The sequence below is a fragment of the Anaeromyxobacter diazotrophicus genome (assembly GCF_013340205.1).
Taxonomy (GTDB): domain Bacteria; phylum Myxococcota; class Myxococcia; order Myxococcales; family Anaeromyxobacteraceae; genus Anaeromyxobacter_A; species Anaeromyxobacter_A diazotrophicus.
The window spans coordinates 20,034-41,031 of the sequence record NZ_BJTG01000003.1; the positions used below are offsets into that span (position 1 = coordinate 20,034).

At 75.6% G+C, this 20,998-nt stretch carries 20 protein-coding genes; 11 read left to right on the forward strand and 9 right to left on the reverse strand.

All coding sequences use genetic code 11. From position 1 onward, the window contains the following. Window positions 1-94: 94 nt before the first annotated feature. On the forward strand, window positions 95-502 hold the full coding sequence (locus HWY08_RS06060) for a hypothetical protein (RefSeq protein ID WP_176063976.1): 408 nt from the start codon (window positions 95-97) through the stop codon (window positions 500-502). A 5-nt stretch (window positions 503-507) separates the two neighbouring features. On the opposite strand, the gene HWY08_RS06065 is transcribed toward HWY08_RS06060, so the two are convergent. From HWY08_RS06065 to HWY08_RS06085, 5 genes are read right to left on the reverse strand one after another with little or no spacing between them, the layout of a single operon-like run. After that, complete coding sequence (locus tag HWY08_RS06065) at window positions 508-1,599, reverse strand: ABC transporter ATP-binding protein (protein ID WP_176063977.1); 1,092 nt, start codon at window positions 1,597-1,599, stop codon at window positions 508-510. After that, the gene (gene modB / locus HWY08_RS06070) at window positions 1,596-2,264 is read right to left on the reverse strand and encodes a molybdate ABC transporter permease subunit (protein WP_176063978.1); all 669 of its coding nucleotides are present in this window, start codon (window positions 2,262-2,264) and stop codon (window positions 1,596-1,598) included. Before modB ends, HWY08_RS06065 begins: the two co-directional genes overlap by 4 nt. Window positions 2,265-2,266: 2 nt before the next feature. After that, the gene (gene modA / locus HWY08_RS06075; RefSeq protein ID WP_235969491.1) at window positions 2,267-3,028 is read right to left on the reverse strand and encodes a molybdate ABC transporter substrate-binding protein; all 762 of its coding nucleotides are present in this window, start codon (window positions 3,026-3,028) and stop codon (window positions 2,267-2,269) included. A gap of 16 nt (window positions 3,029-3,044) precedes the next feature. Continuing rightward, a complete protein-coding gene (locus HWY08_RS06080; protein ID WP_176063979.1) occupies window positions 3,045-3,734 on the reverse strand; it encodes an LrgB family protein in 690 nt (229 codons plus the stop codon). Beyond that, window positions 3,731-4,105 (reverse strand): CidA/LrgA family protein, encoded by a 375-nt coding sequence (locus HWY08_RS06085; protein ID WP_176063980.1) that lies wholly within the window; start codon window positions 4,103-4,105, stop codon window positions 3,731-3,733. The genes HWY08_RS06080 and HWY08_RS06085 overlap by 4 nt, the downstream gene beginning before the upstream one ends. Window positions 4,106-4,188: 83 nt before the next feature. On the opposite strand from HWY08_RS06085, the gene HWY08_RS06090 reads away from it, so the two are divergent. Then, window positions 4,189-5,109: a LysR substrate-binding domain-containing protein gene (locus HWY08_RS06090; protein ID WP_176063981.1), complete on the forward strand. Its 921-nt coding sequence runs from the start codon at window positions 4,189-4,191 to the stop codon at window positions 5,107-5,109. 9 nt (window positions 5,110-5,118) lie between these two features. Continuing rightward, on the forward strand, window positions 5,119-6,594 hold the full coding sequence (locus HWY08_RS06095; RefSeq protein ID WP_176063982.1) for an MFS transporter: 1,476 nt from the start codon (window positions 5,119-5,121) through the stop codon (window positions 6,592-6,594). A 40-nt stretch (window positions 6,595-6,634) separates the two neighbouring features. On the opposite strand, the gene HWY08_RS06100 is transcribed toward HWY08_RS06095, so the two are convergent. The 4 genes from HWY08_RS06100 to HWY08_RS06115 all read right to left on the reverse strand — a co-directional run bounded on the left by HWY08_RS06100 (window position 6,635) and on the right by HWY08_RS06115 (window position 9,110). Continuing rightward, window positions 6,635-7,099: a Rieske (2Fe-2S) protein gene (locus tag HWY08_RS06100; protein WP_176063983.1), complete on the reverse strand. Its 465-nt coding sequence runs from the start codon at window positions 7,097-7,099 to the stop codon at window positions 6,635-6,637. Then, window positions 7,096-7,641 carry a YceI family protein gene (locus HWY08_RS06105; protein ID WP_176063984.1) on the reverse strand — a complete coding sequence of 182 codons (546 nt, stop codon included), beginning with the start codon at window positions 7,639-7,641 and terminating at the stop codon, window positions 7,096-7,098. Before HWY08_RS06105 ends, HWY08_RS06100 begins: the two co-directional genes overlap by 4 nt. Before the next feature lie 8 nt (window positions 7,642-7,649). Further along, window positions 7,650-8,318, reverse strand: coding sequence for a hypothetical protein (locus HWY08_RS06110; protein ID WP_176063985.1), 669 nt, complete (start codon window positions 8,316-8,318; stop codon window positions 7,650-7,652). Between the two features lie 99 nt (window positions 8,319-8,417). Beyond that, entirely contained in the window at window positions 8,418-9,110 is a 693-nt protein-coding gene (locus tag HWY08_RS06115) for an RNA polymerase sigma factor (protein ID WP_176063986.1), read from the reverse strand. Window positions 9,111-9,225: 115 nt separating this feature from the next. Between HWY08_RS06115 and HWY08_RS06120 the strand changes: the two genes are divergently transcribed. From HWY08_RS06120 to HWY08_RS06155, 8 genes are all read left to right on the forward strand, one after another. Continuing rightward, on the forward strand, window positions 9,226-9,651 hold the full coding sequence (locus HWY08_RS06120; RefSeq protein WP_235969492.1) for a DoxX family membrane protein: 426 nt from the start codon (window positions 9,226-9,228) through the stop codon (window positions 9,649-9,651). 205 nt (window positions 9,652-9,856) lie between these two features. Continuing rightward, entirely contained in the window at window positions 9,857-10,360 is a 504-nt protein-coding gene (locus HWY08_RS06125; RefSeq protein ID WP_176063988.1) for an RNA polymerase sigma factor, read from the forward strand. Then, window positions 10,357-11,088, forward strand: coding sequence for a DUF4384 domain-containing protein (locus HWY08_RS06130; RefSeq protein WP_176063989.1), 732 nt, complete (start codon window positions 10,357-10,359; stop codon window positions 11,086-11,088). The genes HWY08_RS06125 and HWY08_RS06130 overlap by 4 nt, the downstream gene beginning before the upstream one ends. Further along, window positions 11,085-12,602, forward strand: a complete 1,518-nt coding sequence (locus tag HWY08_RS06135; protein ID WP_176063990.1) for a caspase family protein — start codon at window positions 11,085-11,087, stop codon at window positions 12,600-12,602. The genes HWY08_RS06130 and HWY08_RS06135 overlap by 4 nt, the downstream gene beginning before the upstream one ends. A 9-nt stretch (window positions 12,603-12,611) precedes the next feature. After that, on the forward strand, window positions 12,612-14,003 hold the full coding sequence (locus tag HWY08_RS06140; protein WP_176063991.1) for an RCC1 domain-containing protein: 1,392 nt from the start codon (window positions 12,612-12,614) through the stop codon (window positions 14,001-14,003). Between the two features lie 189 nt (window positions 14,004-14,192). Then, a complete protein-coding gene (locus HWY08_RS06145; protein ID WP_176063992.1) occupies window positions 14,193-15,917 on the forward strand; it encodes an acyl-CoA carboxylase subunit beta in 1,725 nt (574 codons plus the stop codon). A gap of 52 nt (window positions 15,918-15,969) precedes the next feature. After that, complete coding sequence (locus HWY08_RS06150) at window positions 15,970-18,945, forward strand: ATP-binding protein (protein ID WP_176063993.1); 2,976 nt, start codon at window positions 15,970-15,972, stop codon at window positions 18,943-18,945. Window positions 18,946-19,052: 107 nt separating this feature from the next. After that, entirely contained in the window at window positions 19,053-20,984 is a 1,932-nt protein-coding gene (locus HWY08_RS06155) for an L-lactate MFS transporter (protein ID WP_235969493.1), read from the forward strand. Window positions 20,985-20,998: the final 14 nt, after the last annotated feature.

Below are 20,998 nucleotides of genomic sequence, written 5' to 3' on the forward strand. Positions count from 1 at the left end.
CCCGGAGAGGGAATTGGAGCGGTGCGTCAGACGGTGCACACTCGAATTCTCCTGTTTCCAACGCAAGCACCGCGAGCCTTCGCGAGGTCCAGCCATGTCGCCGTCCCACAGCGCCGCTTCGCAGCCCACCCCGATCTCCACGCCCGCCGCCGAGCCCGGCGCCTCCCGCGTCGAGGTGACCGACCGCGCGCGGCAGCGCGTGGCGCACCTCCTCGCCTCCGGCAGCGCCGGCCTGCGGTCGTTCGATCGTCGCCTGGCGGCCCTGGCGGCGCGGGACTGGAGCGTCTCGGCGCTGGCCAAGGAGCTCGAGGGGGCCGCCCACGAGGCGACCACCCAGCTGGAGAAGCGCGCCCGCAAGCGGCTGCGCCAGCTCGACCACCTGCCGGTCGACGCCGCGGCGGCGACGCTCGGACGCTCGCGCTCGGCGGTCCACGCCATCACGACCGCGCTGCAGCGCGCCGCGAAGAAGGTCGGCGGCCACGAAGGCGCGACCGCGCCGTAGCATCGTCAGCGAGGGCGCAGGACGAGCCGGATCGCCTGCGCCTTCACCAGCGCCGCCAGCTGGCGGCCCGGGGCGGCGCCCAGCCGCTCGGCGCTGTCGCGCGTGACGAGCGCCACCAGCCGGAAGCCACAGTCGAGCGTGACGCGCACGAGCGGCCCCTCGGCCGACGTCGCCACGACGACGCCCGCGAGCTCGTTGCGCGCGCTCGTCGCCGCGGCGGGCGAGCTCTCCAGCACCACGTCCTCGGCGCGCAGGCACGCGTACGCCTCCGCCTCCTCCAGTCGCCCGGGGTCGAGCGCCCACACGAGCGCGCGGCCCACCGCCACGCGGGCCAGGCCGTCGCGCCGCTCGACGACCCGCGCCGGCAGGACGTTCTCGGTCCCCACCACCCGCGCCACCTCCAGGTCGGCGGGCGCGCTGAACACCTCGTGGACGGGGCCCACCTGCCGGACGCCGCCGCCGGCCAGCACCGCCAGGCGATCGCCCAGCGCCATGGCCTCGGCCCGGTCGTGGGTGACCACGATCGACGGCAGCCCGGCGCGCTCCAGCGTCGCCCGCAGCTCGCCGCGCAGTGCCTCGCGCGCCGGCGCGTCGAGGGCCGAGAGCGGCTCGTCGAGGAGCAGGAGGCGCGGCCGGGCCGCCAGGGCCCGGGCGAGGGCGACCCGCTGGCGCTCGCCGCCCGAGAGCTGGCCGGGGCGGCGCGCGAGGAGCGCCTCGACCCCGAGCCGCGCCGCCACCTCGGCCACCCGCCGCGCGCGCTCGGCGCGGTCGACCCCGCGCACGCCGTAGCCGACGTTCGCGGCCACCGTGAGGTGCGGGAAGAGCGCGTGGTCCTGGAAGAGCAGCCCCACCCCGCGCCGCGCCGGCGGGAGGTCCACCCCGGCCGCGGCGTCGAACCAGGTCTCGCCGCGGAAGCGGATCGCGCCGGCGTCCGGCCGCTCGAGGCCCGCCAGGCAGCGCAGCACGGTGGTCTTCCCGGCGCCCGAGGGGCCGAAGAGCACGGTCACCGGCCCCTCGCCGCCCGGCAGGTCGAGGCGCGCCGCCACGGTGGGGCCGCCCCGGTACCGCCGCACGACCTCGAGCTCGAGCTCGTTCACGGGCGCGCCGAGGGGGGCCGCCGCTGGAGCGCGTGGGTCGCGACCAGGGCGGCGAAGGAGAGCGCGAGCAGGACGAGCGAGGTGCGGTGCGCGGCGGCCCAGTCGAGCTGCTCGACGGCGTCGAAGAGCGCGATGGAGAGGGTGCGGGTCTGCCCCGGCACGTTGCCGCCCACCATGAGCACCACCCCGAACTCGCCCACCGTGTGGGCGAAGGCGAGCACGGCGCCGGCGACGACGCCGGGGCGCGCCAGCGGGAGCGAGACCCGCAGGAAGGTCTCGACCCGCCCGGCGCCGAGCGCGTACGAGGCCTCGACGAGCCGGACGTCGACGCGCGCCAGCGCCGCCGCGAAGGGCTGCACGGCGAAGGGCAGGCTGTAGAGGATGGAGGCGAGGAGCAGCCCCTCGAAGCTGAAGGCGAGCGGGTGGCCGAGCAGCGCGGCGAAGCCGCGGCCGAGCGGCGCGCGCGGGGCGAAGGCGACGAGCAGGTAGAAGCCGAGCACCGTCGGCGGCAGCACGAGCGGCAGCGCCACCACCGCCTCCACCACCGGGCGGGCGCGGCTGCGCGAGGTGGCGAGCCACTGCGCCAGCGGCAGCCCGAGCGCGAGCAGCGCCGCGGTGGTGAGCGTGGCGAGGGCGAGGCTGAGGCGCAGGGCGGCCGGATCCAACGTCACCTCGGCGGCGCGCGGTAGCCGTGACGCGCCAGGACGGCCCGCCCCTCGTCCGAGAGGAGGAAGGCCGCGAAGGCGCGCGCTTGGGCGGGGTCGCGGGCGGCCTTCAGCACCGCGCCCGCCTGGAGGATGGGGGCGTGGCTGGAGGCCGGCACCGGCCAGCTCCGCCCAGCCTGGGCGAGGGGCGGGGCGCCGGCGAGCGAGCGCGGCAGGAACGCCGCCTGCGCGTTGCCGCTCGCGGCGAAGCTGGCCGCCTGCGCCACGCTCTGGCCGAGCACGAGCCGCGGGCGCAGGCCGTCCCACAGCCCCGCCGCCGCGAGCGCCTCGCGCGCCGCGCGGCCGTAGGGCGCGGTCTCCGGGTTCGGCAGGGCGATGCGCTCGACGCGCGGGTCGGAGAGGGCCGCGAGCCCGCGCCGCTCGAGCTCGATGGGCGCGCCCGCCGGGACCCACACCACCAGCTCGCCCACCGCGTAGGTGAAGGGGGCGTCGGCGAGCCCGCGGGCGGCGAGCTCGGCCGGGTAGGCGGCGTCGGCCGAGAGGAACAGGTCGAAGGGCGCGCCGCTCGCGATCTGGGTGACGAGCAGGCCGGAGCCGCCGTAGGTGGCGCGCACCGCGCCGCCCGGGTGGCGCGCCTGGAAGGCGGCGGCGAGCTCCTCGAGGGCGGGGCGGAGGTTGGCGGCGGCGGCGACCGCGAGCGCCGGCGCGCCGCCGGCGGGCGCGGCGGCGAGGAGGGCGAGCAGGGCGGCGGCCGGGGCGAGCACGGCCCGAGAGATTAGGCTACCAGGGCGCGAAGTGCAGCAACCAGCGCAGGCCCGGCGCGGCGAGGAGGAGCAGGAGCCCGGCGCAGATCATGGTGAGCGCCGCGGCGGTACCCTCCACCGCCCCGAGCTCCATGGCGCGGGCGGCCCCGGCGCCGTGCGCACCCATGCCGAGCAGCGCGCCCCTGGAGGTGGCGCTGCGCAGCGGGAGCCAGGCGGCCAGCGCCGGGCCCACGACCAGCCCCACCAGCGCGGTCAGGATGACGCACACGGCCGCCAGCGCCGGCGCGCCGCCCAGCTCGCGCGCCACCAGCATCGCGAAGGGCGTGGTGATGGAGCGCGGCGCCAGGCTGCGCGCGACCTCGGGGTCGAGCCCGAGCGCGCGCGCCAGGACGAGCGAGCTCGCCACCGCCACCACCGAGCCGGTCAGGACGGCCGCGCCGAGCTCCGCGGCCTGCTCGCGGAGGAGGGCGCGGTGGCGGTGGAGCGGCAGCGCGAACGCGACGGTGGTGGGCCCGAGCAGCGCGAGCAGCCAGCGCCCCCCGCGCAGGTAGGCGTCGTAGCCGGCGTGCCCGGCCGCGAGCGCGGCCACCAGCGCCGCCGGCGCGACGAGGAGCGGGGAGGCGAGCGGCGTCCGCAGCCGCGCGTGCGCGCGCCGCGCCGCCAGGTAGAGCGCGACGGTCGCGAGGAGCCAGCCCGCCCCGCTCATCGGCGCGCGCTCCGGCGGCGCGCGACGGCCTCGGCGGCCGCGCCGGTCGCGACCATGACCGCCACCGTGCTCACCGCCACCACCGCCAGGATGCGCAGCCCCTCGCCCCCGAGGAGCGCCGGGTAGGCGACCACCCCGACCGCCGCCGGCACGAAGAAGAGCAGCATGTGGCGGATGAGCCAGCTCGCGCCCTCCTCGAACCAGGCGGGCCGCACCAGCCCGAGCTGGAGCGCGGCGAGCAGCAGGCCGAGCCCGAGCACCGGGCCGGGGACGGGCAGGTGGAGGGCCGCCGCCAGCGCGGCGCCCGCCGCCCAGAACGGGAGCAGCGCCGCGATCTGCAGGAGCGGCCGCAGCCGCGGGGCGAGCGTCATGGCGCGAACGTAACCGCTCGCGAGCCATGGCAAAAATGAATAGATTTCATGCTGATCATGCCGGAATGGCATGGAGGAAAACCATGGACGTCCGATCGCTGAGGGCCTTCGCGGCGGTGGTGCGGCAGGGCGGGTTCACCCGCGCCGGCGCCGCGCTGCACCTCACCCAGCCGGCGGTGAGCAAGCTCGTGAAGGGCCTGGAGGAGGAGCTCGGGGTGCCGCTCCTGCTCCGCGCGGGCCGCCGGGTGGAGCTCACCGACGCCGGGCGCGCGGTGGCGGAGCGCGCGCAGGCGGTCCTCGACGCGCTGCGCTCGGTGGAGGAGGCGGTGGGCGACGTGGCGGCGGTCCGGCGCGGCCGGCTGCGCGTCGGGCTGCCGCCCATGGTGGGCGCCTCGCTCTTCCCCGGGGTGATCGCCGGCTACCGGCGCGCGCACCCGGGGGTCGAGCTGGCGGTGCGCGAGGAGGGCGCGCGCCGGGTCGAGGAGCTGGTACTGGCCGGCGACCTCGACCTCGGCGTGACGCTGCTCCCGACCTCGGCCGCGCTCGAGGTCCTGCCGCTCCACCGCGACGTGCTGCGCGCGGTGCTCCACCCGCGGCACCCGCTGGCGCGCCGCCGTCGGCTCGCCCTGCGCGACCTCGCCGCGACCCCGCTCGTCCTCTACCGCCCCGACTTCGTCCTCCACGGGCGCATCCTCGAGGCGTGCCGCGCCGCCGGGTTCACGCCCCAGGTGGCCGCCGAGAGCGCGCAGTGGGACTTCATCGCGGGGCTCGCCGCGGCGGGCGTGGGCGCGGCGCTCCTCCCCGGCACGCTCTGCCGCGCCCTGCCGGCGTCGCGGCTCGCCGCCGTCCCGCTGGCGGACCCGGTCATCGCCTGGGACCTGGCGCTCGCCTGGCGCCGCGGCGCCTGGCTGCCCGCCGCGGCGCGCGCCTGGGTGGAGCTGACGAGCCGCAGCCTGGCGCGGCCGCTCCCGCCGCCGCTCGTGCGGCTGGGCGGCCGTGGCTAGCGTGAGGGGATGGCCGCCGGGGCGCGCGCACGGGGGAGCTGGCTCCACTCCGACGTCCCGGGGCGGCTCGACCGGTTGCCGTGGTCGCGCTGGCACCTGCGGCTCGTGGTGGCGCTCGGCATCACCTGGGTGCTCGACGGGCTCGAGGTCACCCTGGTGGGCGCGGTGGCGGGCGTCCTGGCCGAGCCGGCCACGCTCCACCTGTCCGAGCGCCAGCTCGGGCTCGCCGCGAGCGGCTACCTGCTCGGCGCCATCCTGGGCGCGCTCCTGTTCGGCCGCCTGACCGACGCCCTGGGCCGCAAGCGGCTCTTCCTCGTCACGCTGGGCGTCTACACCGCCGCGACCCTGCTCACCGCGCTCGCCTGGGGCTTCGGGTCGTTCGTGCTCTTCCGCGCCCTCACCGGCGCCGGCATCGGCGGCGAGTACGCGGCCATCAACTCCGCCATCGACGAGCTCATGCCGGCCCGGCTGCGCGGCCGGGCCGACCTCGCCATCAACAGCACCTACTGGCTCGGGACCGCGCTCGGCTCCGCCGCGACGCTCCTCCTGCTCGACCCGCACGTCCTCCCGCCGGCGCTCGGCTGGCGCGCCTGCTTCGCCATCGGCGGCGCGCTGGGGCTCGCGGTGCTGGGCGTGCGCCGCCACGTCCCGGAGAGCCCGCGCTGGCTGCTCCTCCACGGCCGGGAGCACGACGCCGAGCGCGTCATCGCCGCCATCGAGTCGGAGGTGACGCGCTCGATCCAGCGCCCGCTCGCCGCGCCCGCCCCGCCGCGGCCGTTCCAGGTGAAGGGGGCGGTGGGCTTCGGGGTCATCGCCCGGGTGCTGCTCCGGCAGCACCTGCGCCGGACCGTGCTCGGCCTCGCGCTCATGGTGGCGCAGGCGTTCGCCTACAACGCCATCTTCTTCACCTACGCCCTCATCCTGGGGCGCTTCTACGGCGTCCCGAGCGACCGCGTCGGCCTCTACCTGCTGCCCTTCGCGGCCGGCAACCTGCTCGGCCCGCTGGCGCTCGGGAAGCTCTTCGACACCGTCGGCCGCCGGGCGATGATCGCGCTCACCTACGGCCTCTCCGGCGTGCTCCTCGCGGGCACCGGCTGGGCGTTCGCGCAGGGCTGGCTCACCGCGGCGACGCAGACGGCGCTCTGGTGCGCCGTCTTCTTCGTGGCGTCGGCGGCGGCCAGCTCCGCCTACCTCACCGTGAGCGAGCTCTTCCCGGTCGAGCTGCGCGGCCTCGCCATCGCGCTCTTCTTCGCGGTCGGGACCGCCGCCGGCGGCCTCGTCGCCCCCGCGCTCTTCGGCGCGCTCATCCAGAGCGGGAGCCGGACCCAGGTCATGCACGGCTACCTCGCCGGCGCGGCGCTCATGCTCGCCGCCGCCGCCGTGGCGGCCGTGCTGGGCGTGGCGGCGGAGGGGAGGTCGCTCGAGGCGCTGGCCGAGGCGGGCGCGCCGGGGGCGGCGGTCCGGCCACCGGAGGCGGCGCCGTAGCGGCGGATGTCACCTCCGTGCACGGGGGGGTCCCCGCCTCTCACGGGCCGGCCGCGGCCGTGAGCTCGACGGTGAGCACCCCGGTGGCGGGATCGTAGCTCGCCGGGAAGGTGGGGAGCGGCAGGAGCGCGGGCGGGTTCGTCACGTGGCCGGCCTGGTCGAAGCGCGAGGCGTGGCAGGGACAGACGATCTCGAACCCCTCCGTGCCGAGCGGGCAGGCCTTGTGCGTGCAGACGCTCGACAGCGCTGCGAAGCCGCCGGCGGGCGTGCGGACGAGGAGGATGGGCGGCTCGATGCCCGGCCCGTGCGCCCGCACCGCGCCGTCGGGGCGGTCGAGCTGCGGGTAGCTCGCGACCGCGAGCGTGAGCCGGCCCCCCGCGGCGGCCGGAACCTCCACCAGCGGCGCGGGGTCGATCCCGGGGGCGCAGCCGCCGAGCGCCGCCGCGGCGGCCGCCACCCCGCCGCCCGCCGCGCAGCGCAGGAACGCCCTCCGCGTGCAGCTCACGGCTCGGCCCCGAGCAGGAGCGCGGCGTCGATCTCGACCCGATCGTCCACCTTCACGAACATGAGCGAGGGGCGCTCCACCTGGTGCTCCTCCAGGCTCACCGGGAACGTGCTCTTCACCGAGGCGCGCTCGGCCGACTCGAAGCGGACCCGCGCCGGGAGCTCCACCGGGCGCGCGGTCTTGAGCGTGAGCTCGCCCCGCAGCGCCACCGCCTCCTCGGCGGGGTAGCGCTCCGGCGGCGGCGCCCGGCCCACCGCCTTGAGCGCGACGTACGGGTTCGTGCCCGCCGCCGTCGCCTCGCGCATGTGGGCGTCGCGGTTCGAGTTGCCCGAGTCGAACGAGTCGAGCGGCGCCCGCACCATCACCTGCACGGTGCCGTCCGGCATGAGGCGCGCCTTGCCCTCCACCGCCCGCGAGACGCCGGTCACGGTGTGGAACTTGTGCACGAGCCGGTAGGTGATGGTGCTGCCCGGCAGCACGTCGAACGTGCGCGGCGCGGCGGCCGGCGCGGCGAGGAGGAGGGCGGCGAGGAGGGCCGGCATCGAGGACCTCAGAAGAGGAGCACCACCACGCCGACGGTCATGGCCCCGAGGGTGCCGTAGCCGACGATCTGGTGGGCGGTGGCGAGGTGGCGCTCGGAGACGCTGCCCGCCTGGCCGCGCGCGGCCATCCCGAGCACGATCTGCGCCACCATCCCCGCCGCGGCGGTCCCCATGGCGATCTTGTGGAGGAGCGCCGTGTCGAGGCGGAGCGGGGTGGGGTAGGGCTTGGGCGCGAGCAGGGCCAGCAGGCCCGTGCCGAGGAAGAGGGCGCTCGTGCCGTAGGCGAGCCCGGTGTGCCAGGCGTGGTACTTGCCGGTGTCGCCTCCCCCGCGGAACCGGTCGTTGAAGTCGAGCTGCCCGACCACCACCGTGGCGGCGAGGGCCGCCCAGGTGGCGAGCCCCGCGCCCTGGTGCAGCTCGAGCAGGTGGCGCCGCGCCTTCACCTGCCGCTCCAGGTCGGGGTTGCCCTGCTCCTTGGGCGGCGGGAGGAGGTCGAAGTCGAGCGCCGGCGGGCGCGGCTCGCGCGGCGCGAGCGAGGGCTGCTCCTTCGACGGAGGCTGGGGCGGCGGCTCCTCCTTGGCCGGGGCGGGCGCGCCGGGCGCCTCGTCGCCGGACGCGGCGGGGACGGCGGCGGGCGCCAGCGCGACGGCGAGGGTGAGGGCGAGAGCGAGCGGCATGCGGGTCCTCCGGGCCGTCAGCACGTTCACCCCGGCCGCGCGCTCCGCGGGACCCGTCCAGTTGGGGAGGCCCCGCGCGACCGGAGCGCGCGGCGGGCGTCAGCCCGGCGGCAGCTCGGCCATGACCCGGGACACCACCCGGTCGCAGCGGGGCGCGAAGAAGGGGAACGCCAGCGCGGCGCCCCGCGCCACGTCGGCGGCGATGCCGCGGCGCAGCGCCAGCCGCGCGCGGTGCAGCCGGACGCGCACCGTCTCCTCGGTCACGTCCAGCGCCTCGGCGGCCTCGGCGGTGGTGAGCTGATCCACGTCGCGCAGCATCACGACCGCGCGGTAGAGGGGGGGCAGGCGGTCGAGGCAGCGCTCGAGGTACCGCGCCGCCTCCCGCGAGGCGGCGTGCTCTTCGGGCGACTCGGGGGGCGGTGTCACGGTGTCCTCCGGCAGGTCCAGGTCCCCGATCGGCACGAGGTGCGTGGGGCGGCGCACGCGCCCGAGCGCCTCGTGCAGCGCGATGCGCGTGAGCCAGGTGGTGAACGAGGACGCCCCGGCGAAGTCCGCCAGGTGGGCGTAGGCGAGGAGGTACGTCTGCTGCATCGCGTCCTCCACCTCGGCCTCGTCGCGCAGGATGCCGCGGATGGCGTGGTAGACGCGCGGGTTGTGCCGCCGCATGAGCACCTCGAAGAGCGCGCGGTCGCCCGCCACCACCCTCCTCACCAGCTCGTCGTCCGCGAGCGCGCCCGCCCCCGCGGCTCGCCCCGCCTCGGCTCGGCCCACCCCGTGCGTCGCACCGTCCATGTGGCCTCCTCCCCCTTGGATGCGGCGGCGCCCGCCCCGTTTCACCCGTCACGCGGGGCGGGGCCCCGCCATCCGACGGGGCGGAAGGGAGAACTCGATGCAAGAGGAGAACGTCATGGAAGAGCGACACACCGCTTCGGCGTACTGGGCGCTGCGCGTCGCGCTCGGGGTCGTGCCCATCGTGGCCGGGCTCGACAAGTTCACCAACCTGCTCACCGACTGGGCGCAGTACCTGAGCCCGCTCGCGCAGCGGCTCCTGCCCATCAGCCCGGGCGCCTTCATGCGCGCCGCGGGCGTCGTCGAGATCGTCGTCGGCGCCGCCATCCTGGCGGGCAAGGCCAGGTACTTCGGCTTCGTCGCGGCGGCGTGGCTCGCCGCCATCACCATCGACCTGCTCACCACCGGACACTTCCTCGACATCGCCGCGCGCGACGCCGTCCTGGCGGTGGCCGCCTTCGCGCTGGGCCGGCTGGCCCAGGTGCACGAGCGGGCGCACGCGGCCGCGCCGCTCTCCGCCCACCGGCCCGCCACGGTGCCGTGAGGTGGCGGTGCCTGGGCGGGGCGGGCACCCGCAGCCCGTCCCGCCCGGCGGGCGCGCGCCGCCCGGCCCGGGGCTGTCCCATCGCCCGAGGCCGGGGTGTGGAAGCGGTGTGGAGGCCGTGGGACGACCCGCCTGGACGCGCGCCCGCCCGGCGCGGACCGTAAGTAGATCCGCAGGACCCACGGGAGAGGTCGCCGGACCGGGGATGCCAGGCGCGCGCGCGTCCAGCCACGAGGAGCGGGTGGTGCTCCTGTACCGGGAGTACGGGCCGGCCGTGTACCGCCGCTGCCTGCGGCTCTTGCGCGATCGCGAGGCCGCTCGCGACGCGACGCAGGAGGTCTTCGTGAAGCTCTTGCGCGACATGGGGAAGCTGGCCGCCCGCGACACGGCGCTGCCCTGGATCTACCGCGTCGCGACGAACCACTGCCTGAACCTGCGGCGCGACGTGCGGCGCCGCGGCGAGCAGGGGGAGGATGCGCTCGACCTGGCGCCGGCCGCGGCGGCGCCGTACCCCGCGGGGCGGCTGGCGCGCGAGGTGCTGGCGCGGTTCGACGCCCAGACGCAGGCGGTGGCGGTGGGCGTGCTCGTGGACGGCCTGGAGCACGAGGAGCTGGCGAGCGCGCTCGGCATCTCGCGCCGGACCGTCCACCGCAAGCTGGCGCGCTTCCTCGAGGGCGCGCGGCAGCTCCTCGCGGGAGGCGAGCCGTGAGCCGCTGCCCGTCGGAGCTCGAGCTGGAGCAGCACCTCCTCGGCCCGGACGCCGAGGTCGAGGCGCACCTCGCGGGCTGCCCGCGCTGCCGGGCACGGCTCGCGGAGCTGGAGCAGGAGGGCGAGACCTTCCGGCGGGAGGTGTTCCCCGCCACCGTCGCGGCGGTGGTCGAGCGCTCCCGGCCGCGGGCCGTGGCCCGCCCCGGGCGCTGGCGGCTGCTGGTCGCGCCCCTCGCGGCGGCGGCGGCGGCGGCGGTCTTCCTGTGGGCGCGGCCGCCGCGCGACTACGTGGGCGCGAAGGGCGGCGCGCTCGAGCTCGCCGTATGGGTGCAGACGCCGGGGGGCGCGCGGGCGGCCCAGGACGGGGCGGCGGTGCCGGCGGCCGCCGACGTGCGCTTCCAGGTTCGCCCGCCGCGGGCCTGCCGGCTCTGGCTCGTCTCGGTGGACGCCGCGGGCCAGGTGTCGTGCCTCTTCCCGGCGGGCGGCGGCGCGGCGGCCGAGCTCCGCGCGCCGGCCACGCTCCCCGGCGGCGCCCACCTCGATGGGCGGGGCGGCCCGGAGCGCCTCTACGCGGTCTGCTCGCCCCGGCCGCTCCCCTACGGCGAGGTCGAGCGCGCGGTCCTCGCCGCCGCCGGCGGCGGGGAGGCGGCGGTGCGCGCGGCGGGCGCGCTCCCCGGGTTGCCCGAGGAGACGGCGCAGGCGACGCTGCTGCTCGAGAAGCGCCCGTGAACCGGCTCGCCGCCGCCGCCGCGCTCGCGCTGGCGCTCCTCGCGCCGGCCGCCGCGCGCGGCGCGCCGGCGCGGTACGCGGTGCTGGTGGGCTCGAACGCCGGCACCGCCGGCCGGCCGCGGCTCTGGTTCGCGGAGAAGGACGCGGAGCACTTCCGCGAGGCGCTCGTCGAGCTGGGCGACTTCCCCGCCGACCAGGTCGTGTTCCTGCGCGGCCCCCGCGCCGGCGAGCTGCGGGCGGCGCTGCGCGCGACGGAGGCGCGCCTCGCCGAGGCGCGGCGCACCGGGCAGCACACGCTGCTCGTCTTCTACTACTCCGGCCACGCGGGCGCGGGTGGGCTGGAGCTGGGGGACGAGCGCGTTTCCTTCGACGAGCTGCGCGCGCTCGTCGGCGGCGCCTCCGCCGACGCGAAGGTCGCCATCGTCGACGCCTGCGAGGCGGGCCTCCTGACCCAGGTGAAGGGCGCCACCGCCGCGCCCGCCCTCGACTTCCCGCTCCCGTCGGGCGAGAGCGTGCGCGGCACCGCCTTCGTGGCCTCGACCGCGGTCGGGGAGGCGGCGCAGGAGTCGGCCGCCATCGGGGGCAGCTTCTTCACCCACCACCTCGAGGTGGCGCTGCGCGGCGCCGGGGACGCCGACGGTGACGGGCTCGTCACGCTGGCGGAGGCGTTCCGCTACACGGCCGCCCAGACGCTGGCCGGCACGCTCACCACGGCCGGCGGCGCCCAGCACGCCACCTACGAGATGAAGATGTCGGGGCGGGGCGACGTGGTGCTCTCCGACCTGCGCCGCGCCGACGCGCGGCTCACCCTCCCGCGCGACCCGGGCGCCGGCTACGTGGTGCGCGGGCCCATGTCGATCCTGGCCGAGGTGGCGGGCGGCGAGCGCCCGGTCACGCTCGCCCTGCCGGCCGGGAGCTACCGCGTCGAGCGCCGCGCGCCCGAGGGCCGGGCCGGCGCCGATCTCGTCCTCGAGCGCGGCGCGACGCTGCGCTTGCCGCCCCTGTCGCCCACGCGCTACGAGCTGGCCCGCGCGAAGGGCGGCCCGAAGCCCGGCCTGCTCTTCGCGGGCGCCGGCGTGAAGACGCTCGCGCTCTCCGGCTTCGGGCTCGCGCCGTCGTTCGAGGTGGGCGCCCGGAAGGAGCTCGGGCCCTTCGGCCTGCGCGTCCGCCTCGACTACCTCGGCAAGAGCGCGGACGACGCCGGGCTGCGCTACGACGCGTGGTACGTCGGGGCCGCGGTGGCGGGGCTCTACCCGCTCAACACCGGGCGCGTGTTGGTGGAGGCGGGGCCGGAGCTGGGGTTCGGCTACGCCTGGCAGCGGCTGGCGGTGAGCCGGAAGAGCTTCGACTCGGGCGTGCTCTCCCTCGGGGCGGCGGGCCTCATCACCGCGCCGCTCGGCCCCCTCCGCGTCGGCCTCGATCTCGGCCTCGGCGCCCAGGCGCTGCGGGTGAACGAGCGCCTCACGGCGCGCCCGGCCGCGTCGGTGGCGCTCCTCGCGCTGTGGGGCTTCTAGGAGCCGGTCATGACCTTCGCCCGCCGCGCCGCCCTCCTCGCCCTCGCCGCCGCCGCAGCCGCGTGGGCGCCGGCGTGCAGCGACACGCTCGTCGAGCACGGCGCCTCCCCCTCGCTCATCGCCTCGGCCTGCGGCGCCGGGCAGGTGAGCTGCGGCGGCGCCTGCGCCCCGGAGGACGCCGCGCACTGCGGGGGCGCCTGCGCGAGCTGCCCCGCCGCCGCGGACCCGCACGCGATCCCCGCCTGCCTCGCCCACGCCTGCGCGGTCGCCTGCGCCCCCGGCTGGCTGCGGAGCGGCGAGGCGTGCCGGCGCGCCACCGCCGTCGCCGCCGGGTTCGCGCACACCTGCGCGCTCCTCGAGGACGGCGCGGTCCGGTGCTGGGGCGCGAACGAGCACGGTCAGCTCGGCGACGGGACGGCCCAGGGCAGCGCCGTGCCGGTGGCGGTCGCGCTGCCCGGCCCGGCCTCCGCCCTGGCGGCCGGCTTCGTCCACGGCTGCGCGGTGCTGGCCCAGGACGGCGCGGTCTACTGCTGGGGCGACAACACCACCGGCGCGCTCGGCGACGGCACCCGCGTGCAGCGGCCGGCGCCGGTGCGGGTGCAGGGCCTGCCCGGGCCCGCGTCGCTGGTCGCGGCCGGAGGCGGCGAGACCGCGGCCCCCCCCTCGGCCACGTACTACGGCCACACCTGCGCCGCGGCGGGCGGGGGCGTGTGGTGCTGGGGGAGCGACGACTCCGGCCAGCTCGGGGACGGCGCCCAGGCCGACCGCGCCGTCCCCGCGCCGGCCTCCGGGCTGGCGGCCGCCCCGTCGGCGCTCGCGGCCGGCGACCGGCACACCTGCGCGCTGGTGGGGGGCGGCGTCCTCTGCTGGGGCGCCGGAGGTTCCTTTCAGCTCGGCGACGGCGGGTCCTCCGACCAGCCGCGCCCGGTCGGGGTGGCGGGGCTGCCGCAAGGCACCACCGCGCTGGCGGCCGGGGCGGCCCACACCTGCGCGGTGGCGGCCGGCGCGCTCTACTGCTGGGGGGCGAACGCGTCCGGGCAGGTGAGCGGCGGCGACAGCGCGCTCGTGAGCGTCCCGCGTCCCGCCCCGGTCGCCTTGCCCGGGGTCGCGCCGGCGGCGGTCGCGGCGGGCGACCGGCACACCTGCGCGGTGGGCGCGGCCGGCGAGGTGGTGTGCTTCGGGGCCAACGACCAGTCGCAGCTCGCGGCGGCGCCCACGCCGCGCGGGCTCGTCACCGCGCCGGTGGCGCCGGCCCGCGCCGTGGCGGCGGGCTTCGATCACACCTGCGCGCTGCTCCAGGACGGCGGCGTCGCGTGCTGGGGCGCCGGGGACCGGGGCCAGCTCGGGGCGGGCGCGGCCGGCGGGGCGGTCGCCGCGCCGGCGCTCGTCTCCGGCGATTGATCGCGCGCAGTTGCCGCGCTGCGTCCGAGCGAAAGCACGCCAAGGGCCTTGCCCATCCGCCCCGTCATTTGTCAGTATTTCACGATCCGTTTTCGCCCGACCCCTCGAACGGCCCGCCCCCCCGCGGACCGGGGCGATTCGCTCGCTCTGCACCAGGGACCGCCACCGTCCCTCCGGAGGAACGCGTCGATGTCCACCAAAGTGCTGAAGCCCATCCTGACGAACCCCCTCGATCCGCCGGAGAAGGTGGAGTTCAACATCCCGGGCGAGATCGCGCGCGCCACCGGCGCGTACGAGGAGGTGATGAAGGAGGGGCACGACCTCATCCACCGGCCGGTGCGCTCGGTCAGCATCGAGCAGATCGAGAAGCAGCACGCCAAGAAGCGGATGACGGTCTGGGAGCGCATCCGGGTGCTGACGGACGAGGAGCCGAACGTCCTCTACCAGAACTGGGGCAAGAACCTCGACGGCGCCTCGCTCGTCACCGCCATCCTCCGGATCCGCGGGCGCGACGTCGCCTGCTACGGCCACGACTTCACCGTCCGCGCCGGCTCCATGGACGCCACCAACGGCAACAAGCTGGCGCGGCTGTTCCGGCTGGCGGGCGAGAAGGGCATCCCGCTCATCGGCATGAACGACTCGGCCGGCGCCTTCGTGCCGGCGGGCGTGGGCGGGCTCGACGGCTACGCCGAGGCCTTCACCGCGCTGCGCAAGATCAGCGGCGTGGTCCCCTCGATCATGTGCATGTTCGGCTTCAACGCCGGCGGCGGCTCGTACCTGCCGCGGCAGGGCAGCTTCGTGATCCAGCCCGCCGACACCTTCTTCGGGCTGACCGGCCCGGGCGTGGTGAAGTCGGTGCTGGGCGAGGACATCACCCCCGAGGAGCTGGGCGGCCCCAAGGTCCACGGCGCGACCGGCGTGGCCGACCTCACCGTGGCGGACGAGCTGGCAGCGCTGCGCCAGGCGGTGCGCGTGCTCGGCTACATCCCCGACAACAACTCCGTCGCGCCCCCCTTCCAGCCCACGACCGATCCCATCGACCGCAAGACCTGGGAGATCAACACCCTGCTCAAGAAGGCGTTCAACTCGTCGACCGGCTTCAACACGCCGTTCGACGTGTCGATCATCATCCAGCAGGTGTGCGACTACGGCGACTTCTTCGAGATGCAGCCGGAGCGCGCCAAGGAGGTGGTGACCGCCTTCGGCCGGCTGGGCGGGCACGTGGTCGGCTTCGTCGCCAACAACAGCGCCGTCGCCTCCGGCCAGATCGACTGCGACTCGGCCACGAAGATCGCGAGGTTCGTCCGCTTCTGCAACCTCTACAACACCCCCATCATCTTCATGGAGGACACCACCGGCTTCCTGCCCGGCCGCGAGCAGGAGAGCCGCGGGATCGTGCAGGCGGGCCGCTCGATGCTCGACGCCATCGTCGACGTGCGCACGCCGCGCATCCTGCTCATCCTGCGCAACGCGTTCGGCGGCGCCTACGCCTCCTACAACAACTACCCCACCGGCGCCGACCTGGTGCTGGCGCTCCCCACCACCCGCCTCGCCGTGATGGGACCGGCCGGCAAGGAGTTCGTCTACAAGGACGAGCTCCGCAAGCTGCGCAGCGCGATGGCCGAGCGGGTGAAGAAGGGCACCGAGCAGCGCGTGGCGGCCGGCGTCGAGCCGCCCGAGGCGAAGCGCGGGGCGGAGAAGGACGCCGCCGAGTGGCTGAAGCAGGAGGAGGCCGCGCTCTCCCGCCGCTACGAGCGCGAGCTCATGAACCCGAAGGAGGGCCTCTCCCTCGGCTCCATCTCCTCGCTCGTCATGCCCACCGACCTGCGCAAGGAGCTCGGCACGAACCTCGCCTTCCTGCTCCGGCACTACAAGCCCTCGCCGATGAGCGGCCCGCAGCGCGAGTTCCACTAGCGGCCGCCAGGCGCGACCCCCCTCGAACGTCATGACCGGAGAACCGATCCCGATGCCCACCCCGATCGACTGGTACAACGGCAACCCGCTCACCCACCGCGACCGCCGGCTGGCGCGGAGCCCCTCCGCCTGGGCGCGCTCCTTCGCCTGCGAGGACCTGAAGCCGCTCATCGTCTGCCGCGGCCCGATCCGCAAGGAGGCGATGGACGTGTTCGAGGAGATGGGGATCACCCACTACGGGATCCTGCTCTCCGAGAAGGACTCGATCGTCTACGCCAACGCGCTCGCGCCCGAGCTGCGCCAGCTCTCGGACACCCGCCGCGTCCACCGCGTGCCCGACTACACCGGCGCGAGCAAGGAGGAGCGCGTCGAGCGGATGCACCAGATCGTGCAGATCGCGAAGGACAACGGCTACGACTCGGTCTTCGCGGGCTATGGCTTCATGGCCGAAGACGGCGAGTTCGTGGCCACCGTCGAGCAGGCCGGCCTCACCTTCATCGGCCCCAACTCGAGCGTCCAGGACCGCGCCGGCAAGAAGGACGAGGCGAAGCGCACCGCGCTCGAGGTGGGCGTCTCGGTGACGCCGGGCGTGAACAACGTCGCGGCGCGGGCGCTGCTCAAGAAGTTCGACACCCGCAAGAAGCTCCAGCTCGTGGACGAGGCGCGCGAGTTCCACATCGACCCGAAGATCCTGGAGGAGGCGCCGCTCGAGGAGCTGGCCGAGCACGTGCTGGCGGGCTCGTACGCGAAGGGGATGGACCTCTTCTCCATCGACGAGCTCGGGGCCGAGGTGCAGCACGAGGTGACGGAGATGTTCCGGAAGTACCCGGGCAGCCGGATCCGCCTCAAGGCCATCGGCGGCGGCGGCGGCAAGGGCCAGCGCATCCTGGGGGCGAAGCTGCTCGGCGCCCGCAGCCCCGACGATCAGCTGATCGAGGAGGCGGCGAGCGAGGCCCCGGCGCTGGTGCGCGAGGTGCTCTCCGAGGTCAAGGCCACCGGCGTCGGGGACAACAAGAACGTCCTCATCGAGCTCAACATCGAGCAGACGCGCCACAACGAGATCCAGCTCCTCGGCAACGGCCGCTGGTGCGTGTCGCTGGGCGGCCGCGACTGCTCGCTGCAGATGCACGAGCAGAAGCTGCTCGAGGTCTCGGTGACGCAGGAGGGCCTCGCCGCCTCCATCGCCGCCGCCGAGGAGGCGGGCCGCGCCGAGGAGGCGCGGGCGCTCCGCACCGACCTCGACATCCTGAAGCGGATGGAGGAGGACGCCGCGCGCTTCGGCGAGGCGGTCGGCCTCGACTCCGCCTCGACCTTCGAGTGCATCGTCGACCGCGACCGGTACTACTTCATGGAGGTCAACACCCGCATCCAGGTCGAGCACCGGGTCACCGAGCTCTGCTACGGGCTGGAGTTCGAGAACCCGGACGATCCGTCCGACCGGTTCGTGGTGGAGTCGCTGGTGGAGGCGATGGCGCTCCTCGCCCGCCACGGCGAGCGGCTGCCGAAGCCGCGGCGCCTGCCGCGCTTCCGCGCCTCGGTGGAGGCGCGCCTCAACGCCACCGACGCCTCGCTCTCGCCGCACGCCGGCGGGCTCATCCGCCACTGGTCGCCGCCGATCGAGGGCGAGATCCGCGACGACCAGGGCATCAGCCTGCCCAACCCCGACACCGGCCTGTTCATGCGCTACAAGGTGGCGGGCGCCTACGACTCCAACCTGGCGCTGCTCCTCACCACCGGCGACGACCGGCTGGCGAGCTACCGGCACCTCTCGCACGTGATGGGTCGGATGAAGGTACGCGGGGTGAACCTCGCGACCAACCTCGAGTTCCACTACGGGCTCGTCAACTGGTTCATCGGCCAGAACGTGCTGGCGAAGCCCACCACCCGCTTCGTCGTCCCGTACCTCACGCTGGCCGGCCGGCTGAAGGAGGAGGGGAACAAGGTCGACCTCGGGTTCGCCTTCGCCGAGCTGAAGAAGCACTACGCGAAGGAGGTCGCCGCGGCCGCCGGCGGCGACGCCGCCGTCGCCCGGGCCATGGCCGAGGTGCTGGACCGCAAGGCCACCCTGCTCCTGCGGCCCATGGAGCGGCTGCTCGACGATCCGCACCTGCTCTCGGGGTGGCTCTCGCTCAACCGGAAGCTCTACCAGCTGCAGGACGGCCGGATCCTCTGGCTCCGCAACCCGCTCGGCGTGCTGCACGACACCTACCAGTACCTCAACATGGCGTACGACCCGGAGAAGCCGGCCTCCGAGGTCATCTGGCACCACGACCACGAGCTGCTCCAGAAGTCGCTCCGCTTCTACGCGGCGCTGCGGGGGACGTTCGGGCTCGAGCGGACGGAGTTCTACAAGCTCAACGACATCCTGAAGAGCGAGACGCCGCAGGGCGGCTACGACGCCGACACCTGGCAGCAGATCCGCGCCGCGCACCTCGGCTACGAGGCCGGGAACGAGCTGCTCGGGATGCTCTTCATGATCGCGGAGAAGGTGCGCTTCTACGAGTTCCGCGTCGAGGAGGACCTCGAGGTCACCATCCCCTCGCACCTCAGCGACCCGGAGCTGCAGGCGCGCATGAAGAAGGTGCTGGTGCCGCCGCCCGCCACCAAGGCCGACGAGATCGTGGCCGCCTGCGGCGGCATGTACTACGGGCAGGAGGCGCCCGGGAAGCCGCCCTTCGTCCACGAGGGGATGCACTTCCAGAAGGGCCAGCCGCTCTACATCGTCGAGGTCATGAAGATGTTCAACACGATGCGGGCGCCCTTCTCCGGCCGCGTCGACAAGGTCCTCATGCAGGGCGCCGACGGCACGGTGGTGCAGAAGGGCCAGCCGCTCTTCAAGATCACGCCCGACGAGAAGTTCGTGCACCGCGATCCGAAGGAGATCGAGCGCGAGCGGCGCACCACCACCACCGAGCACCTGCGCGGCGTCCTCATGACGCTGGACGAGAAGTTCTCCGAGGTCGATCCGATGGAGGTGGAGCACGCCCGCCGCGGGCGGAGCGGCCGCCTCAAGGCGGTGCCGCGGTAGCGGTTCCCAGCGCTGCCGGCCTGACCGTGATCACGCCGCCTCCGCCGTTCGGGGGCGGCGTTTTCACGCATGGCCTTCTTTGTCGCATGTGACAGGTTGTCGCTGACTTGCCTGAGCTCAGCGACATTCACGCCCGCGTCCTGCGCTGGGTCCTGGAGCGGCTGCCCGCCTCCGCGAAGGGGGATGTGTGCTGGTGCCGCACCGCCTCCGGCGAGCGGCCCGTGGTGGTCTGCCCGCTCGAGCCGGCCGGCACCGGGCACGCGCTCTTCACGCTGGGCGAAGGCCGCCGGGTCCTCGTCACCCTGACCGACGCGGACCCCACCGCGGTGGCGCTGCTCCTGGCGCGGCTCGAGGCGGAGGACTTCGGCGGGGAGGCGCTCGAGGCGGCGGGCCCGCTCGAGGACCCCACGCTCCGCGCCGCCGGCCGGGCCGGGGTGGCGCTGCTCCCGCCCAGCGCCACCCGCTTCCTCAAGGGCCTGCGCGACCGGGTGCGCGTCGACGCGCTCGCCTTCCCGGTGTCGGTGGTCCATTTCCTCGATCCGGCCGAGCTGGCGGTGGCGCAGGCGCACGGCGTCGCGGCGCTGCGCGACCAGTTCGCCGGCTGCGGGCGGAACCTGCTCCGCTTCGCCAGCGCGCACCGGCCTGCAGGCGCCGAGCCCGCCCCGGCCCCCGCGCCGGGCCCGCGCCGCGCCCGCGGAGCTTTCCCCTCACGCGCTCCCCCGCCCCACCGGGCGGACGCGCTCACCCCCCGGAGAATGTCCATGAAGAGTCGCGGATGGCTCGTGACGCTGGCCGGCACCGGCCTCAACCTCGCGCTCGGGATCCTGTACGCGTGGAGCGTCTTCTCGAAGCAGCTCGTCGAGCCGGTGTCGCGCGGCGGCTTCGGCTGGACCAAGACGCAGGCGACGCTCCCGTACACCGTCGCCATCGCCTTCTTCGCGCTCATGATGATCCCGGCCGGGCGCCTCCAGGACCGCCTCGGCCCGCGCGTCATCGCCTCGGCGGGCGGCGTCCTGACCGGCCTCGGCCTCATCGTCGCCAGCTTCGCCGGACCGGGGTCGGTGCTGCCGGCACTCCTCGGCTTCGGCGTGCTGGGCGGCACCGGCTTCGGCCTCGGCTACGCGGCCGCCACCCCGGCCGCCGTGAAGTGGTTCCCGCCCGAGAAGAAGGGCCTCATCACCGGGCTGGTCGTGGCGGGCTTCGGGCTGGCGCCGGTCTACATCGCCCCGCTGTCGAAGTACCTGCTCGCCGGGAACGGGGTGGGCGGCTCGTTCCGCATCCTCGGGATCGCGTTCCTGGTCACCGCCACCCTGTGCGCGCAGTTCATCACCAACCCGGCCGCGCCGCAGGTCGCGAAGAAGAGCGCCGTCACCTCCGCGCTGGCGGCCGCCCGGCCCGACCGCACCTGGCGCGAGATGATCCGCACCGGCACCTTCTGGTCGCTCTGGCTGCAGTACGCCTGCGCCGCCACCGCCGGCCTCATGATCATCGGCCACATGGCGCGCATCGTGGCGGTGCAGTCCGGCAACACCGTCACCATCGGCTTCGTCTTCGTGGCGCTGCTCGCCTGCTTCAACGCCGGCGGCCGCATCGTGGCGGGCGTGGTCTCGGACTACGTGGGGCGGGTGGTGACCATCGGCCTCGTCTGCGTGCTGCAGGCGCTCGCCATGTTCCTCTTCTCGAGCTTCACCACCGTGGCCGGGTTCGTGGTGGGCGCGGCGGTGGTCGGCTTCAGCTACGGCGCCTGCCTCTCGCTCTTCCCCTCCACCGCGGCGGACAAGTGGGGCACGAAGAACCTGGGGATGAACTACGGCATCCTCTTCACCGCCTGGGGGGTCGGGGGCGTGGTGGGCCCGATGCTGGCGGGCAAGATCGCCGACGCGACCGGGTCGTACGCCGCGGCCTACAACGTGGCGGGCGCGCTGGTGGCCTTCGCCTTCCTGCTCGCCGCCTTCAGCTACGTGGAGGTGTCGGTCAGGATCCCGGAGCGCGAGATCACGATCCGGGTCGGGAAGAAGGCCGACACCGAGGCCGCCTGAGGCCGCGCCGCGCG